Source organism: Saccharothrix sp. NPDC042600 (assembly GCF_040647305.1).
Classification (GTDB): domain Bacteria; phylum Actinomycetota; class Actinomycetes; order Mycobacteriales; family Pseudonocardiaceae; genus Actinosynnema; species Actinosynnema mutabilis.
In genome coordinates, this window is the sequence record NZ_JBEZBW010000001.1 from 80,100 (window position 1) to 97,748 (window position 17,649).

Annotated in this window: 12 protein-coding genes; 7 read left to right on the plus strand and 5 right to left on the minus strand. The window is 72.4% G+C overall.

What is annotated here, in order from left to right; translation table 11 throughout:
* Nucleotides 1–2: 2 nt before the first annotated feature.
* Together AB0A74_RS00330 and AB0A74_RS00335 are read left to right on the plus strand one after the other, a co-directional pair.
* Nucleotides 3–1,871 carry an NB-ARC domain-containing protein gene (locus tag AB0A74_RS00330; RefSeq protein ID WP_358246701.1) on the plus strand — a complete coding sequence of 623 codons (1,869 nt, stop codon included), beginning with the start codon at nucleotides 3–5 and terminating at the stop codon, nucleotides 1,869–1,871.
* A gap of 97 nt (nucleotides 1,872–1,968) precedes the next feature.
* Entirely contained in the window at nucleotides 1,969–3,858 is a 1,890-nt protein-coding gene (locus tag AB0A74_RS00335) for a GAF domain-containing protein (RefSeq protein WP_358246702.1), read from the plus strand.
* A gap of 1 nt (nucleotide 3,859) precedes the next feature.
* On the opposite strand, the gene AB0A74_RS00340 is transcribed toward AB0A74_RS00335, so the two are convergent.
* The 3 genes from AB0A74_RS00340 to AB0A74_RS00350 are packed head-to-tail and all read right to left on the minus strand — an operon-like array spanning nucleotide 3,860 to nucleotide 7,457.
* Entirely contained in the window at nucleotides 3,860–5,488 is a 1,629-nt protein-coding gene (locus AB0A74_RS00340) for a tannase/feruloyl esterase family alpha/beta hydrolase (RefSeq protein WP_358246703.1), read from the minus strand.
* Nucleotides 5,485–6,144 (minus strand): 3-oxoacid CoA-transferase subunit B, encoded by a 660-nt coding sequence (locus AB0A74_RS00345; RefSeq protein WP_358246704.1) that lies wholly within the window; start codon nucleotides 6,142–6,144, stop codon nucleotides 5,485–5,487. Before AB0A74_RS00345 ends, AB0A74_RS00340 begins: the two co-directional genes overlap by 4 nt.
* Nucleotides 6,141–7,457, minus strand: coding sequence for an MFS transporter (locus tag AB0A74_RS00350; protein WP_358246705.1), 1,317 nt, complete (start codon nucleotides 7,455–7,457; stop codon nucleotides 6,141–6,143). The genes AB0A74_RS00345 and AB0A74_RS00350 overlap by 4 nt, the downstream gene beginning before the upstream one ends.
* Before the next feature lie 206 nt (nucleotides 7,458–7,663).
* Between AB0A74_RS00350 and AB0A74_RS00355 the strand changes: the two genes are divergently transcribed.
* Genes AB0A74_RS00355 through AB0A74_RS00365 form a run of 3 tightly spaced genes read left to right on the plus strand, consistent with a single transcriptional unit; the run spans nucleotide 7,664 to nucleotide 11,186 of the window.
* A complete protein-coding gene (locus AB0A74_RS00355; protein ID WP_358246706.1) occupies nucleotides 7,664–8,434 on the plus strand; it encodes a CoA transferase subunit A in 771 nt (256 codons plus the stop codon).
* Between the two features lie 4 nt (nucleotides 8,435–8,438).
* On the plus strand, nucleotides 8,439–10,229 hold the full coding sequence (locus tag AB0A74_RS00360; protein ID WP_358246707.1) for a GAF domain-containing protein: 1,791 nt from the start codon (nucleotides 8,439–8,441) through the stop codon (nucleotides 10,227–10,229).
* 30 nt (nucleotides 10,230–10,259) lie between these two features.
* A complete protein-coding gene (locus tag AB0A74_RS00365; protein WP_358246708.1) occupies nucleotides 10,260–11,186 on the plus strand; it encodes a 3-hydroxyacyl-CoA dehydrogenase family protein in 927 nt (308 codons plus the stop codon).
* 58 nt (nucleotides 11,187–11,244) lie between these two features.
* Here AB0A74_RS00365 and AB0A74_RS00370 read toward each other — a convergent pair whose 3' ends face one another.
* Nucleotides 11,245–14,496, minus strand: coding sequence for a S8 family serine peptidase (locus tag AB0A74_RS00370; RefSeq protein ID WP_358246709.1), 3,252 nt, complete (start codon nucleotides 14,494–14,496; stop codon nucleotides 11,245–11,247).
* Between the two features lie 279 nt (nucleotides 14,497–14,775).
* Here AB0A74_RS00370 and AB0A74_RS00375 point away from each other — a divergent pair, with 279 nt between their 5' ends.
* Together AB0A74_RS00375 and AB0A74_RS00380 are read left to right on the plus strand one after the other, a co-directional pair.
* Nucleotides 14,776–16,374: a hypothetical protein gene (locus tag AB0A74_RS00375; RefSeq protein ID WP_358246710.1), complete on the plus strand. Its 1,599-nt coding sequence runs from the start codon at nucleotides 14,776–14,778 to the stop codon at nucleotides 16,372–16,374.
* Nucleotides 16,375–16,482: 108 nt separating this feature from the next.
* The gene (locus tag AB0A74_RS00380) at nucleotides 16,483–16,716 is read left to right on the plus strand and encodes a hypothetical protein (RefSeq protein ID WP_358246711.1); all 234 of its coding nucleotides are present in this window, start codon (nucleotides 16,483–16,485) and stop codon (nucleotides 16,714–16,716) included.
* 93 nt (nucleotides 16,717–16,809) lie between these two features.
* Here the strand turns inward: AB0A74_RS00380 and AB0A74_RS00385 are convergent.
* Nucleotides 16,810–17,624, minus strand: a protein-coding gene (locus AB0A74_RS00385; RefSeq protein WP_358246712.1) for an IS5 family transposase whose coding sequence is annotated in 2 segments (ribosomal slippage) — nucleotides 16,810–17,282 and nucleotides 17,282–17,624 — 816 coding nt in all. Because the reading frame shifts where the segments join, the coding sequence is not laid out codon by codon here.
* Nucleotides 17,625–17,649: the final 25 nt, after the last annotated feature.

The following is a 17,649-nucleotide window of genomic DNA, read 5'->3' on the forward strand; positions in this document are numbered from 1 at the left end:
GCGTGACCGGCGATGTCGTGCAGGCCGGCGTCGTCCACGGCGGTGTTCACGTGCACAACCACCAGTCGATCCTCCGGCTGCCGCACCGCTCGGGGCCGGTCCCGCCGCGCGCGGACGGGTTTCAGGCGCGTTCGGTGTCGGCACGGTTCGAAGCGGCTCTCGACGATGTGGGCGGGGCGTCACCCGAACCGGGTCGGGCTTCGTCGCGCGTGGCGGTGCTGAACGGGCTCGGTGGAGTGGGCAAGACCCAGCTGGCCGCCGATTACGCCAACCGCGCCTGGGACTCGGGCACGGTCGACCTGCTCGTGTGGGTCACCGCGTGGTCTTGGCAAGCGGTCGTCGGGGACTTCGCCCGGCTGGCGGCCGACCTGGTCGGCGTCGAGGACCGTGATCCCGTGCGCGGTGCGCGCAGGTTCCTCGATTGGTTGGCGACCACTGGCGCCCGGTGGCTGATCGTCCTGGACGACCTCCAGACGCCGGCCGACATGGACGACCTGTGGCCGCCGCACAACCCGGGGGGCCGGGTGGTCGTCACCACACGCCGGCGTGACGCGGCCCTGCGCGGCCAGGGACGTCGGCTGGTGGAAGTCGGCCTGTTCACCGCCTCGGAGTCGGTGGCCTACCTCGACGCCAAGCTCGGGCCCGACCGGTCGGACGGCGCCCCGGAGCTGGCCGCCGCGCTCGGCCACCTGCTGTTGGCGCCGGCCCAGGCGGCCGCCTACCAACTCGACCGGCACCTCACGTGCCGGGACTACCTCACCAGGTGGTCGGACCGGCGGCGCACGTTGGTGTCGCTGCTCCCCGAGCCGCACGCGGTGCCCGACCAGTACCGGCGCACGCTGGCGGCGACCTGGTCCCTGTCGATCGAGCACGCCGACCGCCTCCACCCGGCCGGCGCCGCCGCTGCGGCACTGGACGTGCTCGCCCTGCTGGACTCCAACGGCATCCCGCTAGGACTGCTGGCCACGCCGGCGGCGTCGGGCCGTCTCTCCGGCACCGTCTACACCGAGGTCGATCACGACGACATCCAGGACGCCATCTCCAACCTCGCCAGGCTGAGCCTGCTCAGTCACACGCGCTCCGCGACGCACAGCGAAATCCGCGTGCACGCGCTGGTGCAGCGCACCGTCCGTGACCGACTGGCGGGCAGGGTCCATCGCCTGGCGCGCGTGGTCGGCGACGCTCTGGTCCAATTCTGGCCGGACGTGGAGCGGGACACGACCCTCTCGCACGTGCTGCGGGCGAACGCGGCGGCACTACGCGCATCGGTTCCCGAGGCGCTGTGGACGCCACGGATGCACCCCGTCCTGGTCCGGGCCGGCACCAGCCTCGGCTCCTGCGGCCAGACCGCGGCGGCGCACCAGTACTACGAGAGCCTCCTGGTCGCGGCGCGCCGGCAGTTGCCCGAGGAGCACGAGGACATCTTCGTGTTGCGGCACGAGATCGCGCACTGGCTCGGCGAACGTGGCGAGCCCGACGCCGCGGCGACGGCGTTCCGCGACCTGCTGGAGGATCGACTGCGGGTCCTGGGCCGGGACCACCTGGGCACCCTCACCACCCGCCGCATCCTCGCGCCTACCTCGCGGGCAAGACCGCCGACCCGACACGGGCGGTCGCCGAACTCGAAGTCCTCCTCCACGACCACCTCCGCGTCATGGGCCCGCACCACCCGAACACCCACTCGACCCGGGAGGGTCTACGGCGATGGCAGGAGGCTTTGTAGGAGACCGGCCGGTGGTCGGCGCGGCGCTGGCACTGGCGTCGGTGGCCGAGGTGTTGGCGCAATCAGCGCGTGCGCTATGTGGTGGCCGGACATAGTCGCGGCGCATCCTGTGGTGACGGCACCGCATGCGGGTTCGTGCGTGAGTTGAGAGTTGCGGACGGCTGCTGAGGACAGTGCAATGTGTCTGGACGGCACACATCAGGCCGACCACCCGCGGGGCGCGGTCACAGTGTGGAGAGGGCGGGGTGACGGTGGCTATCGCTTCGTTCCTGGAGTTGCTGTTGGCCTCGGACACCTCGGTCGGGGATTTCGACGAACCGCTGGCTCGGGCGCGGGCGGCCGGTGCGTCGCCCGGGCGGCTCGCGGAGTTGGAGCGGGAGCGGGCGTTGGCGTTGCGGGTCCGGGAGATCCTGATCGGGCACCGGCGGCACCAGGCCGAGTTGCAGTTGCTCAACGACACCGCCCACGACCTGGCCGCCCTGCACGACCTGGACGCGATCCTGCAGGCCATCTCCGACCGCGCCCGCCGCCTGCTGGACTGCGACCTCGCCTACATCAGCCTCAGCGACACCGACCGCGGCGACAGCTACATCAAGGCCGCGTCGGGCAACATCTCCGGCCGGTTGCGGGAGTTGCGGTTGCCCAGCGGGGCCGGGGTCGGGGGGATGGTGGCCCGCACCGGCGCGCCCTACAGCGTGCTGTCCTACCACGAGGACAAGTCGATCATCCACACCGACGAGATCGACCGCACGGTGCGCGCGGAGAAGATGGTGTCGTTGCTCGGGGTGCCGGTCGTGCTCGGTCGGCACGTGATCGGTGTGCTGTTGGCCGCGCACCGGGAGCAGCGCACGTTCAGCGGTCGGGACGTCAACGCGTTGTCCATGTTGGCCGCGCACGCCGCCGTGGCGATCGACAACAGCCGGTTGCTGGGCGAGGCGCGGGCGGCGGCGGACGAGTTGCGGGTGGCCAACGCGACCATCCGCTCCCATGCCGAGGACCTGGAGCGCAGCACGGCGGTGCACGAACGGCTCACCCGGCTGGTGGTGGCCGGCAAGGGGGTCGAGGACGTGGTCCAGGCCGCGGCGCACTCGGTCGGGGTGGGCGGCGTGGTGCTGGTGAGCCGGGACGGCGTGGTGGTGACCCGGGCGGGTGACGACGCCGCGGGGGAGGGGATCGACCTGGGCGCGGTGGCGCGGGCCGCGCGCGAGGCGGGCTGCACGGTGGTGGGGGACACGACGTGCGCGGTGCCGATGATCACCGAGTCGGACTACCTGGGCACGATGGTGCTGCTGGGCGCGTCCGCGGTGGGCGACATCGACCGGCGCACCCTGGAGGCGACGGCGTTGGTGGCCTCGCTGGTGCTGGTGACCCGGCAGCGCATGGCCGAGACCGAGGCGCAGGTGCGCGGCGAGCTGCTGGAGGACCTGCTGTCCCCGTCGCCGCGCCCGGACGACCTGCTGCGCCACCGTGCCGCGTTGCTGGGCGTGGACCTCGACGGGCGGCACGTCGTCGTGGTGGCCCGGACGTGCGGGGGCGGGCGCGACCGCTACCACGCCGCGGCGGCGGCGCTGGCGCGGCGGGGCGGTGGTCTGGCGACCTGCCGCAAGGACGAGGTGGTGCTGTTGCTGCCGGGCGCCGAACCGGGCCGGCAGGCGCGGGCGGTGAGCCGTGAGCTGTCGACGGCGTCGCGGCCGGTGACCGCGGGTGGCGCGGCGGTGGAGGGCATCGACCGGGTCGCCGAGGCCTACCGGGAGGCGGCGGACTGCGCGCAGGCCATGCTGGCGCTGGGCCGCGCCGGGGAAGGGGCCGACGCGGCGGACCTGGGCGCGGTCGGTGTGCTCTTCGGGAGCAGGCGCGACCTGGGCTCGTTCGTGGACTCCGTGCTCGGCTGCCTGATCGACTACGACGAGACGCGCGGCGCGGAGCTGGTGCGCACGCTCGCCGCGTTCTGCGCGAGCGGCCAGAACATGTCCACCACGGCGCAGGAGCTGCACCTGCACGCCAACACGATCGCCCAGCGCCTGTCCCGGATCGGGCAGTTGCTGGGCGAGTCGTGGCGGGACCCGGACCGCCTGCTGGAGGTCCAGATCGCGTTGCGGTTGCTGCGGATCAGCCGACCGGATCTGGTGCGGTGACCTAACGGGCGCAGACGTGGCTGCGCGCGGAGTCGGGGTCGCCGAACCCGAGGTAGCGGGGCCAGGTGGGGTACCGGCACAGCGGTCGGGTGCGGCCGGCCGCGGCGGGGTTCTTGTCGGTGACGGTCTGCCTGGTCGGCGGGCGGTGGCGCTGCACCCAGTCCTCCAGCGCGGTCAACGAGTCCCAACCGGCGGCGAAGGCCGCGTCGACGTTGACGTGGTTGGCGCCGGGCACGAGGTAGAGGCGGGCGAACCGGTGTGTCGCGGCCTTGCCCATGGTCTTCTCGACGCGCTGGAAGTAGTCCACTGTGGACCGGTGGCTGACCAGTTCGTCGGCGGTGCCGTGCACGAGCAGCAGTTTGCCGCCGCCGCGCGCGAACCGGCCCAGGTCGGGGTCGTTGACGTCCTGCAGCCGGGACAGGTCGCTGATGCGCTGTTGCCACTCGCCGGGCGCGCGCGGGTCCAGGGACAGCGAGTCGTACGCCGGGTCGCGGGTGACGAAGTGCTTGACCCACTGCTCCCAGAACTGCACGCCGTAGCCGGAGGTCTTGGGCATCGGGTGGGCGGGGGCGTGGGTGCCGAGGCCGAGCAGCGGTGTGGTCATGTCCGCGCCGGACAGGAACGGGAAGCCGGGGTAGCCGCGTTCGCCGCTGCCGAGCGGGTAGTCCCACCGCAGCGGTTCCGACAGCGCCCGCACCGCCTGGACCTGCGCGTCGGACAGGCACGTGTCGCCGGTGTCGGCGCCGTCGGGGCAGCGCAGCGTGCGCGGGTCGAACCGGCAGCCGGCCTCGTCGGAGACCACCCCGTCGCGGATCCCGTCACGGCCGTCGCACGCCTGCACCACCGCGCGGTGCAGCAGCGCCTGCTTCGCCGGGCCGGGGAACGCGCCCGGCTGGGACAGCACCCGGGCCTGGTAGCCGAAGAACAGGTCCAGGCTCGCCGCGTTCCACGCCGGGTAGGCCGAGATCACGCCGTCGAAGTCGGTGGGCCAGCGTTGCGCGACCGCGAGCGCCTCCCGCCCGCCGCTGGACCCGCCGGCGAAGAAGCTGTGCGCCGGTGCGGTCCCGTAGCGCTTGCCGACCAGGAACACCGCGGCGTCGCGGGTTTTCTTCAGCGCGTCGCCGGCGAAGTTGCGCAGCGCCTCGTCGTTGACGGCGAAGGACCCGTCCAGGGAGCGGGTCGGGGTGAAGTCGGGCGCGGCCTGGTGGCCGGAGTCGCTCGCGAAGGTCGCGTACCCGCGGCCCAGCGGGGTGGGGCGGTCGGCGGGCGCGTAGGGGACGTTGCCCGCGACGTCGGGGATCGTGCCGTCGTACCCGCCGCCGCCGAACATCAGCACCTTGGCGTTCCACCGCGTCGGCAGCGCGACCCGCAGCAGGATGTCCGGCGCGGCGGGGTCCACCGGGTGCAGGGCGGCGTCCACGCGGCAGTGTTCGCCGATCGCGCCGGTGGCGGGGACGAGCTGCGTGGCGGTGACCTCGCCGCCGGTGGTCGGCAGCCCGATCGCCGCGGCGGGGATGGTCGTGCCGTCGAGCGCGGCGCAGTCGGCCGCGGTCGTGGCCTGCGCCGGCGGGGTGAGCGACGCGCCGCACACCAGCGCAACCACCGCGGTCGGGACCCAAATCCTTCTCATCGTGCCTCCTTGGCCCGAATCGTCGCGGGTACGAGCAGGTCGGGTTCGGTGGCGGCCCGCACGTCCTCGACCGTCACGCCGGGTGCCAGTTCGCGCAGCGCCAGGCCGTCGGGGGTGACGTCGAGGACGGCCAGGTCGGTGATCACCCGGTGCACGACGCGCCGGCCGGTGGTGGGCAGGGTGCAGGTGTCCACGATCTTCGCGGCGCCGTCGCGGGTGGTGTGCTCCATGAGCACGATGACCTTGCGGGCGCCGTGGACCAGGTCCATCGCGCCGCCCATGCCCTTGACCATCGCGCCGGGGATCATCCAGTTGGCCAGGTCGCCCTCGGCGGAGACCTGCATGGCGCCGAGCACGGCGACGTCGATGTGGCCGCCGCGGATCATGGCGAACGACAGCGCCGAGTCGAAGAACGACGCGCCGGGGGTGACGGTGACGGTCTCCTTGCCGGCGTTGATCAGGTCGGGGTCCTCCCGGCCCTCGACGGGATAGGGGCCGACGCCCAGGATGCCGTTCTCGGAGTGCAGGACGACGTGCTTGCCCGGGGGGAGGTGGTCGGCGATCAGCGTGGGCAGGCCGATGCCGAGGTTGACGTAGCCGCCGTCGGGCAGTTCGCGTGCGGCGCGGGCGGCCATCTGGGCGCGGGTCAGGCTCATCGGGTGGACACCTCGGCGAGGTCGCGGTGGCGGGTTTCCTTCGCGGCGAGCACCCCGGCGGTGGAGATGACGGCCGCGACGACGACGTAGATGGTGATCGGCGTGGGGTTGCCGTAGCGGGACAGCAGCGCGGTGGCGATCAGCGGGGCCAGGGAGCCGGCGATGATCGAGGTGACCTGGTAGCCGATGGAGGTGCCGGAGTAGCGGACCTCGGTGTCGAACTGCTCGGCGAAGAACGCGGCCTGCGGCCCGTACATCGCGGCGTGCGCGATCAGCCCGCCGACGACGGCGAGGGTGAGCAGCCACCCGTCGCGGGTGTCCAGCAGCGGGAAGAACAGCAGCGCCCACAGCCCCATGCCGACCGTGCCGACCAGGTAGACCGGGCGGCGGCCGATCCGGTCGGACAGCGCGCCGAAGGCGGGGATTGCGACCAGGTGGACGACGTTGGCCAGCAGCAGGGCGTTGAGCACCACCGCTTTGTCCAAGTGGAGGTGGGTGGTGACGTAGGTGAGCACGAACGCGGTGATGATGTAGTAGGAGATGTTCTCCACCATCCGCGCCGAGATGCACACCGCGATCTGCTTGGGGTGGCGGCGCAACGCCTCCAGCGCCGGGGCGCGGCGCGTCCCCTTGGCCGCTTCCGCCTTGGCGCGGGCTTCGACGAACACCGGGGCGTCCTCGATGGAGGACCGGATCCAGTAGCCCAGGCCGATCAGCACCGCCGACAGCAGGAACGGCACCCGCCAGCCCCAGTCCAGGAACGTCTCGTCGGGCATGGTCGCGGCCAGCACCGCGAGCACCGCGGTGGCCAGCAGGTTGCCCACGGGGACACCGGCCTGGGGCCAGCTGGCCCAGAAGCCGCGCCACCGCGCCGAGCCGTGCTCGCTGACCAGCAGCACCGCGCCGCCCCACTCGCCGCCGATGGCGAAGCCCTGCACCAGCCGCAGCACCGTCAGCAGCACCGCGGCCCACACGCCGATCGAGGCGTAGGTGGGCAGCAGGCCGATGGCGGCGGTGGCCACGCCCATCGTCACCAGGCTGACCATGAGCAGCTTCTTGCGGCCCACCCGGTCGCCGAAGTGCCCGAACACCAGGCCGCCCAGCGGGCGGGCGACGAACCCGAGCGCGTAGGTCAGGAACGCCAGCATGGTGCCCACGAGCGGGTCGCTCTGCGGGAAGAACAACTTGTTGAACACCAGGGCGGCGGCCGAGCCGTAGAGGAAGAAGTCGTACCACTCCACGGCGGTGCCGACCAGGCTCGCGGCCACCACCCGGCCCATGCGGGTCGGTGGCGCGGCGGCGGCTGTGCTCATCAGGACTCCTTTGTCGTGCCGAAATGCACCGCCCGGGAACGTCACCGGCAAGCGGTGTGCACGGCCGCAAACGCTAGGTCCGCCGACCACGGCGACCAATGTGGCGGGACACGCAAAAACCGCGCCATTCATGTGCGCGGCCACATTGTCGGCCGCACGGGAGTTCGCCCACTGTTGTCCGGCGGGACATCGAGGAAGGGACTCCGATGGACAAGCTGGTTTCGACGGCCGCGGCGGCGGTGTCCGACATCCCCGACGGGGCGAGCCTGGCGGTCGGCGGGTTCGGCCTGTGCGGCATCCCGGTGGAGCTGGTCCGGGCGCTGCACGAGCGCGGCACGACCGGTCTGGACGTCGTGTCCAACAACTGCGGGGTGGACGACTTCGGGTTGGGCGTCCTGCTCGCCGACCACCGCATCGCGCGGATGACCAGCTCCTACGTGGGGGAGAACAAGGAGTTCGCCCGCCAGTTCCTCGCCGGCGAGCTGGAGGTCGAGCTGGTGCCGCAGGGCACGCTGGCCGAGCGGCTGCGCGCCGGCGGGGCGGGCATCCCCGCGTTCTACACCGCCACGGGGGTGGGCACGCAGGTCGCCGACGGCGGTGTGCCGCTGCGCCACTCGCCGGACGGCCGGGTGGAGAAGACCACGCCCGCCAAGGAGGTCCGGCACTTCGACGTCGCCGGCGCGCCGCGCCCGTTCGTGCTGGAGCGCGCGATCACCTGCGACTACGCGCTGGTGCACGCGGTGCGCGGCGACCGGCACGGCAACCTGGTGTTCCACCGGTCGGCGCGCAACTTCAACCCGTTGTGCGCGATGGCCGGGCGGATCACCGTCGCCGAGGTCGAGCACCTGGTGGAGCCCGGCGAGCTGGACCCCGACGAGGTGCACCTGCCCGGGGTGTTCGTGCAGCGCGTCGTGCACGTGGGCGCCGAGGTGGACAAGCGGATCGAGCGGCGCACGGTCCGGCCCGCCGCGGGGTGAGCCGGTGGACGTCGCCTTCCGCCTGCTGGAACTGCTCGCCGGCGGCGCCCGCAGCGAGGAACTGGCCCTGGTCGCCGTGGACGACCCGGGCGCGGGTCCGGCGGTGGAGCTGGCGCTGCGCATCAACACCACCCTGCGCGGCCACCGCCGGCGGGAAGCCGAACTGGGCGCGCTGTTCGACACCGCGGGCGACCTGGCCCGGCTGCGCGACCCCGACGAGGTGCTGCGGTCCATCGTGCACCGGGCCCGGCGCTTGCTCGGCGTCGAGCTGTCGTACCTGACCTTCAACGACCCGGCCACGGAGACCACGTACATGCGCGTCGCCGACGGCTCGGTCTCCGAACTGTTCCCCCGGGTCCGCATGCGGATGGGCATGGGCATCGGGGGACTGGTCGCGCAGACCGGGCGGCCCTACGCCACCGCCGACTACCTCACCGACGAACGGTTCCGGCACACCGCGCCGGTGGACGCGGCGGTGCAGGAGGAGGGCATGACCGCGCTGCTGGCGGTGCCGCTGACGGTGGGGCACACCGTGATCGGCGTGCTCTACGCCGCCGAACGCACCCCGCGCGACTTCACGCCCGACGAGATCGCCCTGCTGTCGTCGTTGGCCGACCACGCGGCCGTCGCGCTGGACAACGCCCGGCTGCTGGCCGAGGTCAGCGCCCACAGCCAGGCCGTGGAACGCGCCGAGGAGGCCCACGACCGGCTGATGGACCTGGTGCTGCGCGGCGGCGACCTGGCCGCGGTCGCCGCCGCCGTGGCCGACACGCTGGGCGGCGGCATCGGCGTGTTCACCGCCGACGGAGTCGAACTGGCCCGCACCGGGCCGCCCGCGCCGGCCCCGGACCCCCGCGACGTCGCCGCCTCCCACCACTCCGGCCGCGCGGTGTCCACCCCGGACGGGTGGGTGTGCGCGGTGCAGGCCGGGCCGGAGCTGCTGGGCAGCATCGTGCGCAGCGCGGACTCCTTGGACGCCGACCTCGTGGACGCCGACCGTCGCCTGTTCGAACGCGCGGCCGTGGTGACCGCCCTGCTGCTGCTGTTGCGCCGCTCGGTGGCCAAGGCCGAGGACGAGGTCCGCGGCGAGCTGCTCACCGACCTGCTCACCGCGCCCGACCGCAACCCGCCCGCCCTCATCGACCGGGCCCGACGCCTCGGGGTGGACCTCACCGCGCCGCACGCCGTCCTGATCGCCCACGCCACCGCGATCCCGCGCCGCCGGCTGGCCTCCGCCGCGGCCCACCACGCCACCCTGGCCGGCATCCACGCCGAGCAGGTGGTGCTGCTGGTCACGACCGACTGCCCCGGCGCCCTGGCCGGCCGCGTCGCGACGGCGCTGGGCGCGGCGACGGGCTGCCCGGTCACCGTAGCCGCCGCCGGCCCGGCCCGCGGGCCCGCGGAACTGGCCCGCGCGCACGCCGAGGCGAGCCGGTGCCTGCGGGCGCTGCTGCGCCTGGGCCGCGAGGGCGCCGGCGCGTCGATGGCGGAACTGGGCTTCATCGGACTGCTGCTGGCCGACCACGCCGACCACGGCGCGTTCATCCACCGCACCCTCGGCCCGGTGTTCGACTACGACCGCGAACGCGGCACCGAACTGCTGCGCACGCTGGAGGCCTACTTCGCCACCGGCGGCAACACGCCACGCGCCAAGGACCTGCTGCACGTCCACGTCAACACCGTCGCCCAACGCCTGGACCGCATCGGCAAGCTGCTCGGCCCGGACTGGCAGTCGCCCAACCGGCTCCTGGAGATCCAACTGGCCCTGCGCCTGCACGCGCTGCGGGCGATCTGAGCACCCGCCACTTCGACCAAAGGGACATCCATGACGCGATTCGGCATCGTCGGCGCAGGGCTCATGGGGCACGGGATCGCCGTCGCCCTGGCCCAGGCGGGTCACCACAGCCGGCTCTACGACCCGGACCCCGCGACGCTGGGCGACCTGCACAGCCGGGTCGAGACGGCGTTGGAGCTGGGCGGGACGCCCGAGCCGGAGCGGATGGCCGTGCAGGACCTGATCAGCGCCGTGCCCGACCTCGACACGGCCCTGCGCGACGCCGACATCGTGGTGGAGGCGGTGCCGGAGCGGATGACCGTCAAGCACGAGGTCATGGCGGCCGTGGAAGCCGCCGTCCCCGCGCACACCCCGATCTGGTCCAACACCTCGGTCCTGTCCATCACGGCCATGAGCGCCCGGATGGGGCACCCCGAGCGCCTGGTCGGCGTGCACTGGTGGAACCCGGCCCACCTGATCCCGCTGGTGGAGATCGCACCCGGCACCGCGACCAGCCCGCACCTGGTCCAGGACGCCGTGGACCTGGTCCGTTCCCTGGGCAAGACGGCGGTGCGCCTGACCCGCGACGTCCCGGGCTTCATCGGCAACCGGTTGCAGTTCGCCCTGGTGCGCGAAGCATTGCACCTGATCGAGGAGGGGGTGTGCGATCCCGGGACCATCGACACGGTGGTCCGGTCGAGCTTCGGGCTGCGCCTGGCGGCCGTGGGCCCGATGGAGAACGCCGACTACATCGGCCTGGACCTGACCCGGTCCATCCTGGCCAACCTGGCGCCGCACCTGTCCACGGCCGCGGAGTCGTTCCCGGCGCTGGACAAGCTCCTCGCCGACGGGCACCGCGGCCGGGCCACCGGACAGGGCCTGTTCCCCTGGACCGAGCACCGCGACACCGCCGTGGCGGGCCGCCTGATCTCCGGCATCCGCCGCAACCTCGCCGCCGCCGAGCCCGTCACGCAGTGAGCCGCGGGCGTACGAGCCTGCCGCGAGGGCGGCTCGTACGCCCGTTCCCACCGTCGGACTACTTCAGGCCGTAGGCCCGCATGATGGTCTGCTCAGTGGTGCCGCCGCGGTGATCGACCGCGGTGGCCTTGAGGGACACGAAACCCGGTCCGGCGGGGTGCCGCAGGTGGGCGGTCCACTTCGCGATCCCGGTGGGGACGGCGTGGGCCTTGTGCCAGGTCATGCCGTCGTCGTGGGAGACCGACAGCTCCAGGCGGAGCACCCGGGCCGAGGACTGGGTCTGCGCCTGGATCGGCAGCCGGAACAGCCGCCCCGCCGGGGCGCGGTTGTCCACGTCCACGTCCGGGGTGTAGCGGATCACCGAGACCGGCAGGGCGGTCGTGGTGTCGGTGTGCCGGGACCGGAAGGTCTGCGCCAGTCGGATGTGGGTGGAGAAGTCGAACGCGCTGTGCTTCTGCTCCGACTCCAGCCGGTAGGTCGCCTCGTCGGCGGGCACGTCCCAACTCCCGTGGTCCGGCCGCGGGCTGTCGCCGACCTTGACCCCGTCGCGGAACAGCGAGGTGCGCCCGGAATCGAAGAGGGCGCCACCCCGGCGGTCGGCCCCGTCGCCGACCAGCGACTGGGAGCCGGTGATCCGGTTCCCGTCGCGGACCACCGACGTCAAGCCGCCCGGCAGGGATGGGCCGAGCACCGCCTTGTTCCAGCTCTCCCGGTAGGTGCGGCCCGGCTCGTACCGCACCGGGACGTTGGAGGAGACGAAGTTGACGTAGTCGTCCGGTCGCGGCGCCTGGAGGTATTCGCCCGCCCAGGTCAGGCCGTCGCCGTGGTAGTGCTCGGTGCGCGTGCCGGGCTTGTCGACCACGCCGGCCATCCCGAACGCCACGGGCCGGCGTCCCCGCACCGGCGTCGCGACCTTCAGGCCGACGGCACCCGCCTTGGTGAGGTGGTAGTCGGTGCGCACGGAGGCGAAGTCGCGGCCTGCGAGCACCTCCGCCAGGCCGTCGAACATGCGGCCCGACCGGGTCCAGGCCAGGTTGTGCGGCTCGGTCCCGGCGAGGTGGTGGGCGGCGATGACGGCGGTGAACGCGTCGACGGGCGCGTCCGGCCCCGACTGGGCGGTGAACAGGTTCTCGAAGTCCCGGGTGATGACGAAAGCGCCGGTGGTCTGGTCACCGGTGGTCCACCAGCCGCCGACCTGGGCCGTGGTCTGCGCCAGCCCCGGTTTGTCGATGGTCACCGCGACCGGCTTGGCTTGGCGGGCGTCCAGGGCCACCGACTGGTTCTTCGTCATCGACAGCGCCGAAGGTCGGAAGAACACGCTGAGCGGATCGCCGGCCTGCCAGCCGGTCGAGGCCGCGGCCGTGAGGTGGTAGTCGCCCTTGGGCAGCCGCCGGGTGGTCGTGCCGTTCGGAGCCCAGGCGTAGACGGGCTCGCCGGACGCGGCGTTGATCAGCAGTGCCTGGAAGGGGGAGGGTGCGCCGTCACGGCCCAGCGCCGACAGCGTCAGGTCGTGGCTCTCGGCCTCCTTGTGCACGGCGAACGGCGTGACCACGGCCTGGCCCTCGGCGGTCGCGGTGACGTGGCCGCCGTAGTCGCCGTCGGGGGTGTCGAGCGTGGTGTCGGCGGTGAGTTCGACGGTGGCCGCCGCGCCCGCCGGCACGGTGACCCGGTCGGTGCTCAGGCTGAACATTCCCTTCGGGGCGGGTGTGCCGGCCGGTCCGGTCGCGGTCACCGCGAGGGTGAACGTCACCGGCTGGGAGCCCGGGTTGCGGTAGGTGAGGTTCTTGGTGGTCTTCGGGTCGTCCTCGTGCGGCCACAGCGCGGTGCCCAGTGACAGCGCGGGCGGGTCGGCGTGCACGGACTGCGCGGTGGCGCGCTTGACGTCCACCCGTCCCGCGCCCTGGTCCGGCACGGTCAGCGCCGGGTTCGGCGTGGCCGAGCCCATGAGCAGGGCCTTGTACTGCGCGGGGGACAGCTTCGGGCGCTGCCCGACCAGGATCGCCGCCGCGCCCGCGACGTGCGGGGCGGCCATCGAGGTGCCCGAGGCGGCCACGTAACCACCCGGCGCGGGCTCGCCGCCGCCGCCGGCCTTCGCCGCCGTGATGGCCACGCCGGGTGCGGTGATCTCCGGCTTGACCGCCCGGTCGCCGGTCCGCGGACCCCGGCTGGAGAACGGCGCGATCCGGTCCTGCTTGTCCACCGCGCCCACGGCGAGGGCGGCGTCCGCGCTGGCCGGCGAGCCGACGGTCTGCCCACGGGGACCGCTGTTGCCGGCGGCGACCACGAACAGCGCGCCGTGCTGAGCGCTGAGCGTGTTCACCGCTTCCTCCAGCGGGTCGAGCCCTTCGCCGTCCGGGGCGCCCAGGCTCATGTTGACGACCTGTGCGCCGGATTCCACCGCCCATTGCATGCCGGACAGGATCGCCGACTCCGTGCAGCCGAAGTCACCGCACACCTTGGCGTCGAGCAGCGCGGCGTCCGGTGCGACGCCCTTGTGCTTGCCGCCGGACTTGGCGCCGGTGCCGGCGATCGTGGACGCGACGTGGGTGCCGTGCCCCATCTGGTCGCCGGGCTGGTCGCCGCCGGTGAAGTCGCGCCGGTCGGCCACCTTGCCCGTGAGGTCGGGGTGCCGGGCGTCGATGCCGGTGTCCACGACGGCGACCTTGACGCCCTTGCCGGTGAACCCGGCCTCCCACGCCGCCGGCGCGCCGATCTGCGGCACGCTGACGTCGAGGGTGGGTTTGCGCAGGCCGTCCAACCAGATCCGGCCCACGCTGGACCGCGCGTCCCACAACGCGGTCGCGGTGGCCTTCGACTGGGTGACCGACACCGCGCCCACGGCGTCCAGCCGGCGCCGGACGGTGGTGCCGAGCACCTGCGCGCCGCCACCCTGCACGATCAACGGCAGGTCGCCGCGCTGGGCGTCGCCGAAACCCTGTTCCAGCAACAGGTTCACGTCGAACAGGCGCCGGTCGAGCTTGCCCGAGCCGATGTCGGCCACCGCGTCCTGCGGCACCACCACCAGCTCCGTGCGCGTGCGTTGGACGTCGAACCGAACCCGTTCGCGGCCTTTGGCGGGCTGCACGAACGCGATCGGCACACCCGCCGTCCGCTCCACGACGGTGACCTTGTCTCCCGACACGAGTGTCACCTGCCCGCGCACACCGCCCGCGCGCTCACCACCGGGCTCGGACCGCGCCACCTGGCCCGCTGCCGCGGTCGGCGACACGGCACCGGCCAGCAACGCGACCACGGACACCGCCGTGATCACCGCCGCACGGCGCTGTATTCCCACTCTGCGAATTGACATGGGCCGTCCTCCAGGAAAAGACGACAGGAATTACGGGCACGGTTCAGGAAAATGTCGGCCCGATTTCCCGAACGTAACGGGGGGTGAGCGGGGCGGGCCATGTCTGTGCGCACACATCGGGTCGCGCGGGGCTGTGTGTGGTCGGGGACATGCGGGAGGTGCCCAAGAGTGTGGACAGGCACATGGTCTTGCCGTTTTCACATTCGTAGCATCGGCGAAACAGCGTGACCCCGATCACGTGCTCACTCCCGCACCATTCCCTGCACAGGAGGAAGTCCGATGTCCACAACTCCACTCCGCGCCGCGGTCCGCGGTCGCGGTGCGGCACTGCTCGCGGTGCTGACCGCACTGGTCGCCGCCGCGGTGTCGCTGGTCGGGTTGTCACCCCAGGCCCGCGCGGACCTGGTCGTCACGGCGGCGGTCGAGCACGACCCGGTGATCATCATCCCGGGCATGACCGGCACGACCCAGTACATGGAGCCGATGCGGACCAAGTTCGTCTCCGCCGGGTGGCGCTCCGACCGGGTCGAGACCTGGACCGACAGCAAGAGCATGACCGGTGATCTGACCAAGGCCGGTCAGGAGCTCGCGCAGAAGGTCGACAGCGTGCTGGCCAGGACCGGTGCCCGCAAGGTCGTCCTGGTGACCTGGTCGGCGTCCACGCTGGCCGCGCGCTCGTACCTGAAGTACGTGCCGGGCGCGCAGGGCAAGGTGTCGATGTACTTCTCGATGGCGGGCCCGCACCACGGCACCACCAGCGCCGCGCCGTGGTGCCAGAACCTCTACCCCTCGTGCAAGCAGTTCGCCCCCGGCTCGCCCTGGCTGGCCGACCTGAACTCCGGCACCGAGGTCCCCGGCTCACCCGCCGTCCGCTACACCACCCAGCGCTCCACCTGCGACACCAACGTCGATCCCAGCATCACCGCTGAACTCGCCGGGGCCACCAACCTCCAGACCCCGACCTGCATCACCCACGGCGCCTTCCCCAACGACACCGGCGTGTTCAACCAGATCAAGAACATCATCATCGAACACGAGAACCGGCCGACCACGACCACCACGCCGACCAGCACCGGCACCTCGACCACCCCGACCAGCCCCACCACGACCACGACCGTGCCGCCGACCTCGCCCTGCAAATCGGTCAACGGCCAGTGGGACGCCACGGGCCCCTTCCCGGTCACCTCCGCCTCCAACGGCCGCGGCACCACCGTGGTCCGACCGGTCGGCCTGGGCACCCTGGGCTGCACCACGCACCCGGTCGTGCTGTGGAACAACGGGGCCCGCTCCCAGCTCGACCGGTACATGCCGCTGCTCAACCACCTGGCCTCGCACGGTTTCATCGTCGCGGCGGCCGAGGGCAACGCGGGCAACGGCGGCCCGATGCTGCAGGGCCTGGACTTCCTGACCACGGAGAACGCCCGCGTCGGCAGCCCGTTGCAGGGCAAGGTGGACCTGTCGAAGGTCGGCGCGACCGGCCACTCCTTCGGCGGCGGCGCGGCGATCGACGCCGGAGCCGACCCGCGCGTGGACACCATCGCCCCGATCTACCCGTTGGCCACCACCAGCGGCAGCCTGGTGCGCGGTCCGGCGCTGTTCATCGCGGGCCAGAACGACACGATCATCGTGCCCATCGTCGTGCGCACGCCCTACAACCAGGCCACCCAGGTCCCGGCGATCTTCGCCGAACAACGCGGCGCGGACCACTACGGCATCCCCGCGCTGCACGGCACCATCACCTCGTGGTTCCGCTTCCACCTGATGGGCGACGAACAGGCCCGAGGCCTGTACTTCGGCCCGAACTGCACCTACTGCACCTCGACCTTCTGGTCGGTCTTCGAACGCAACGCCAAGGCCCAGGCCGTCCCCGGGCCGTGACCCACGCCTGAGCGGCGACGGGGAACCTCCGGGCTCCCCGTTGCCGCTCAGGGCTGCTGCTCAGCTATCTGCACCATCTCGCGCTGGCTGATCATGGCGCTTCACGTCGTGATCAAGCAGAAGCCAGTGGACCTTCGCCGTCAGCTCATGGATGGCCGTGCGTCTGTGCCCCGAGTCGGATCAGTCATCAAGGTGGAGCGTGTCCATCCACCGTTCGTCGTGCTCGGCCAGGCGCGCCTGCCCATCCACATCGGCGCAGCTCTGCTCGGCCACCTCAACATCCGAACTACTCGCGGCTACGTCGCCGTCTTCGACAAGGACATCGTCCGCCATTACGTCTGACCTTCCAGCGAGCCAAGCGCGACGACACTCGACTGCGGGCCAAGCGTCCGACGGTTGACCTGGGAATACCAGGACTTGCCTTAAGACCGTGTCTCATGTGGTTTTGGTGAGGCGTTTCCAGCAGGTCAGGGTGGCGGCGAGGCTGAGGAATGCGGCGAACAGGGTGCCGTGGCGTTCGTAGCGGCGGTTGAGGCGTCGGTATCCGGTGAGCCAGGACAGGGTGCGTTCGACGGCCCAGCGGTGGCGTCCGAGTCGGGTTCCGGTGTCGCGTCCGGTGCGGGCGATGCGCGGGGTGATGCCCCGCGCGCGTAACCAGGCGCGCAGGTGGCCCGCGTCGTAGGCCTTGTCGCCGTGCAGTTTGCGAGGTCGGCGTCGACGCCGACCGTGGGGCCCGAGAATCGCGGGGATGCCCATGACCAGCGGCTTGAGCCCTTGGCTGTCGTGGGTGTGGGCGCCGGAGACGCCGGTGACCAGCGGCAGCCCGGCCCGGTCGGTCAGCACGTGGATCTTGGATCCGGTCTTGCCCCGGTCCACCGCGCTCGGGCCGGTCAGCGAGCCCCCTTTTTCGCCCGCACGTGGGCGGCGTCCACGATCACCCTCGACCAGTCCACCTGGTCCCGGGCGCCGAGCTGGTCCAGGACCGCGACGTGGATCCGCCGCCACAGTCCGGCCCGGGTCCACTGGGTGAACCGGCGGTGCGCGGTGGGCACCGTGACCCCGAACGAAGGCGGCAGATCCCGCCACGCACACCCGCTGGTCAACACGTAGACGATCGCGGTGAACACCGCCCGGTCGTCCACCGCGGCCGTCCCACCACCCTGCGGACGACTCCGAAACCGCGGGATCAACGGCTCCACCAGCATCCACAACTCGTCGGGCACCAACCTCGACGACAGCCGATCAACCACGGCAGACGATCATACGACGTGAGAC

Coding starts and splice junctions, on each gene's coding strand:
- AB0A74_RS00350 (WP_358246705.1), bottom strand. CDS start 7,457: ATGAGCACAGCCGCCGCCGCGCCACCGACCCGCATGGGCCGGGTGGTG.
- AB0A74_RS00355 (WP_358246706.1), top strand. CDS start 7,664: ATGGACAAGCTGGTTTCGACGGCCGCGGCGGCGGTGTCCGACATCCCC.
- AB0A74_RS00345 (WP_358246704.1), bottom strand. CDS start 6,144: ATGAGCCTGACCCGCGCCCAGATGGCCGCCCGCGCCGCACGCGAACTG.
- AB0A74_RS00375 (WP_358246710.1), top strand. CDS start 14,776: ATGTCCACAACTCCACTCCGCGCCGCGGTCCGCGGTCGCGGTGCGGCA.
- AB0A74_RS00340 (WP_358246703.1), bottom strand. CDS start 5,488: ATGAGAAGGATTTGGGTCCCGACCGCGGTGGTTGCGCTGGTGTGCGGC.
- AB0A74_RS00365 (WP_358246708.1), top strand. CDS start 10,260: ATGACGCGATTCGGCATCGTCGGCGCAGGGCTCATGGGGCACGGGATC.
- AB0A74_RS00370 (WP_358246709.1), bottom strand. CDS start 14,496: ATGTCAATTCGCAGAGTGGGAATACAGCGCCGTGCGGCGGTGATCACG.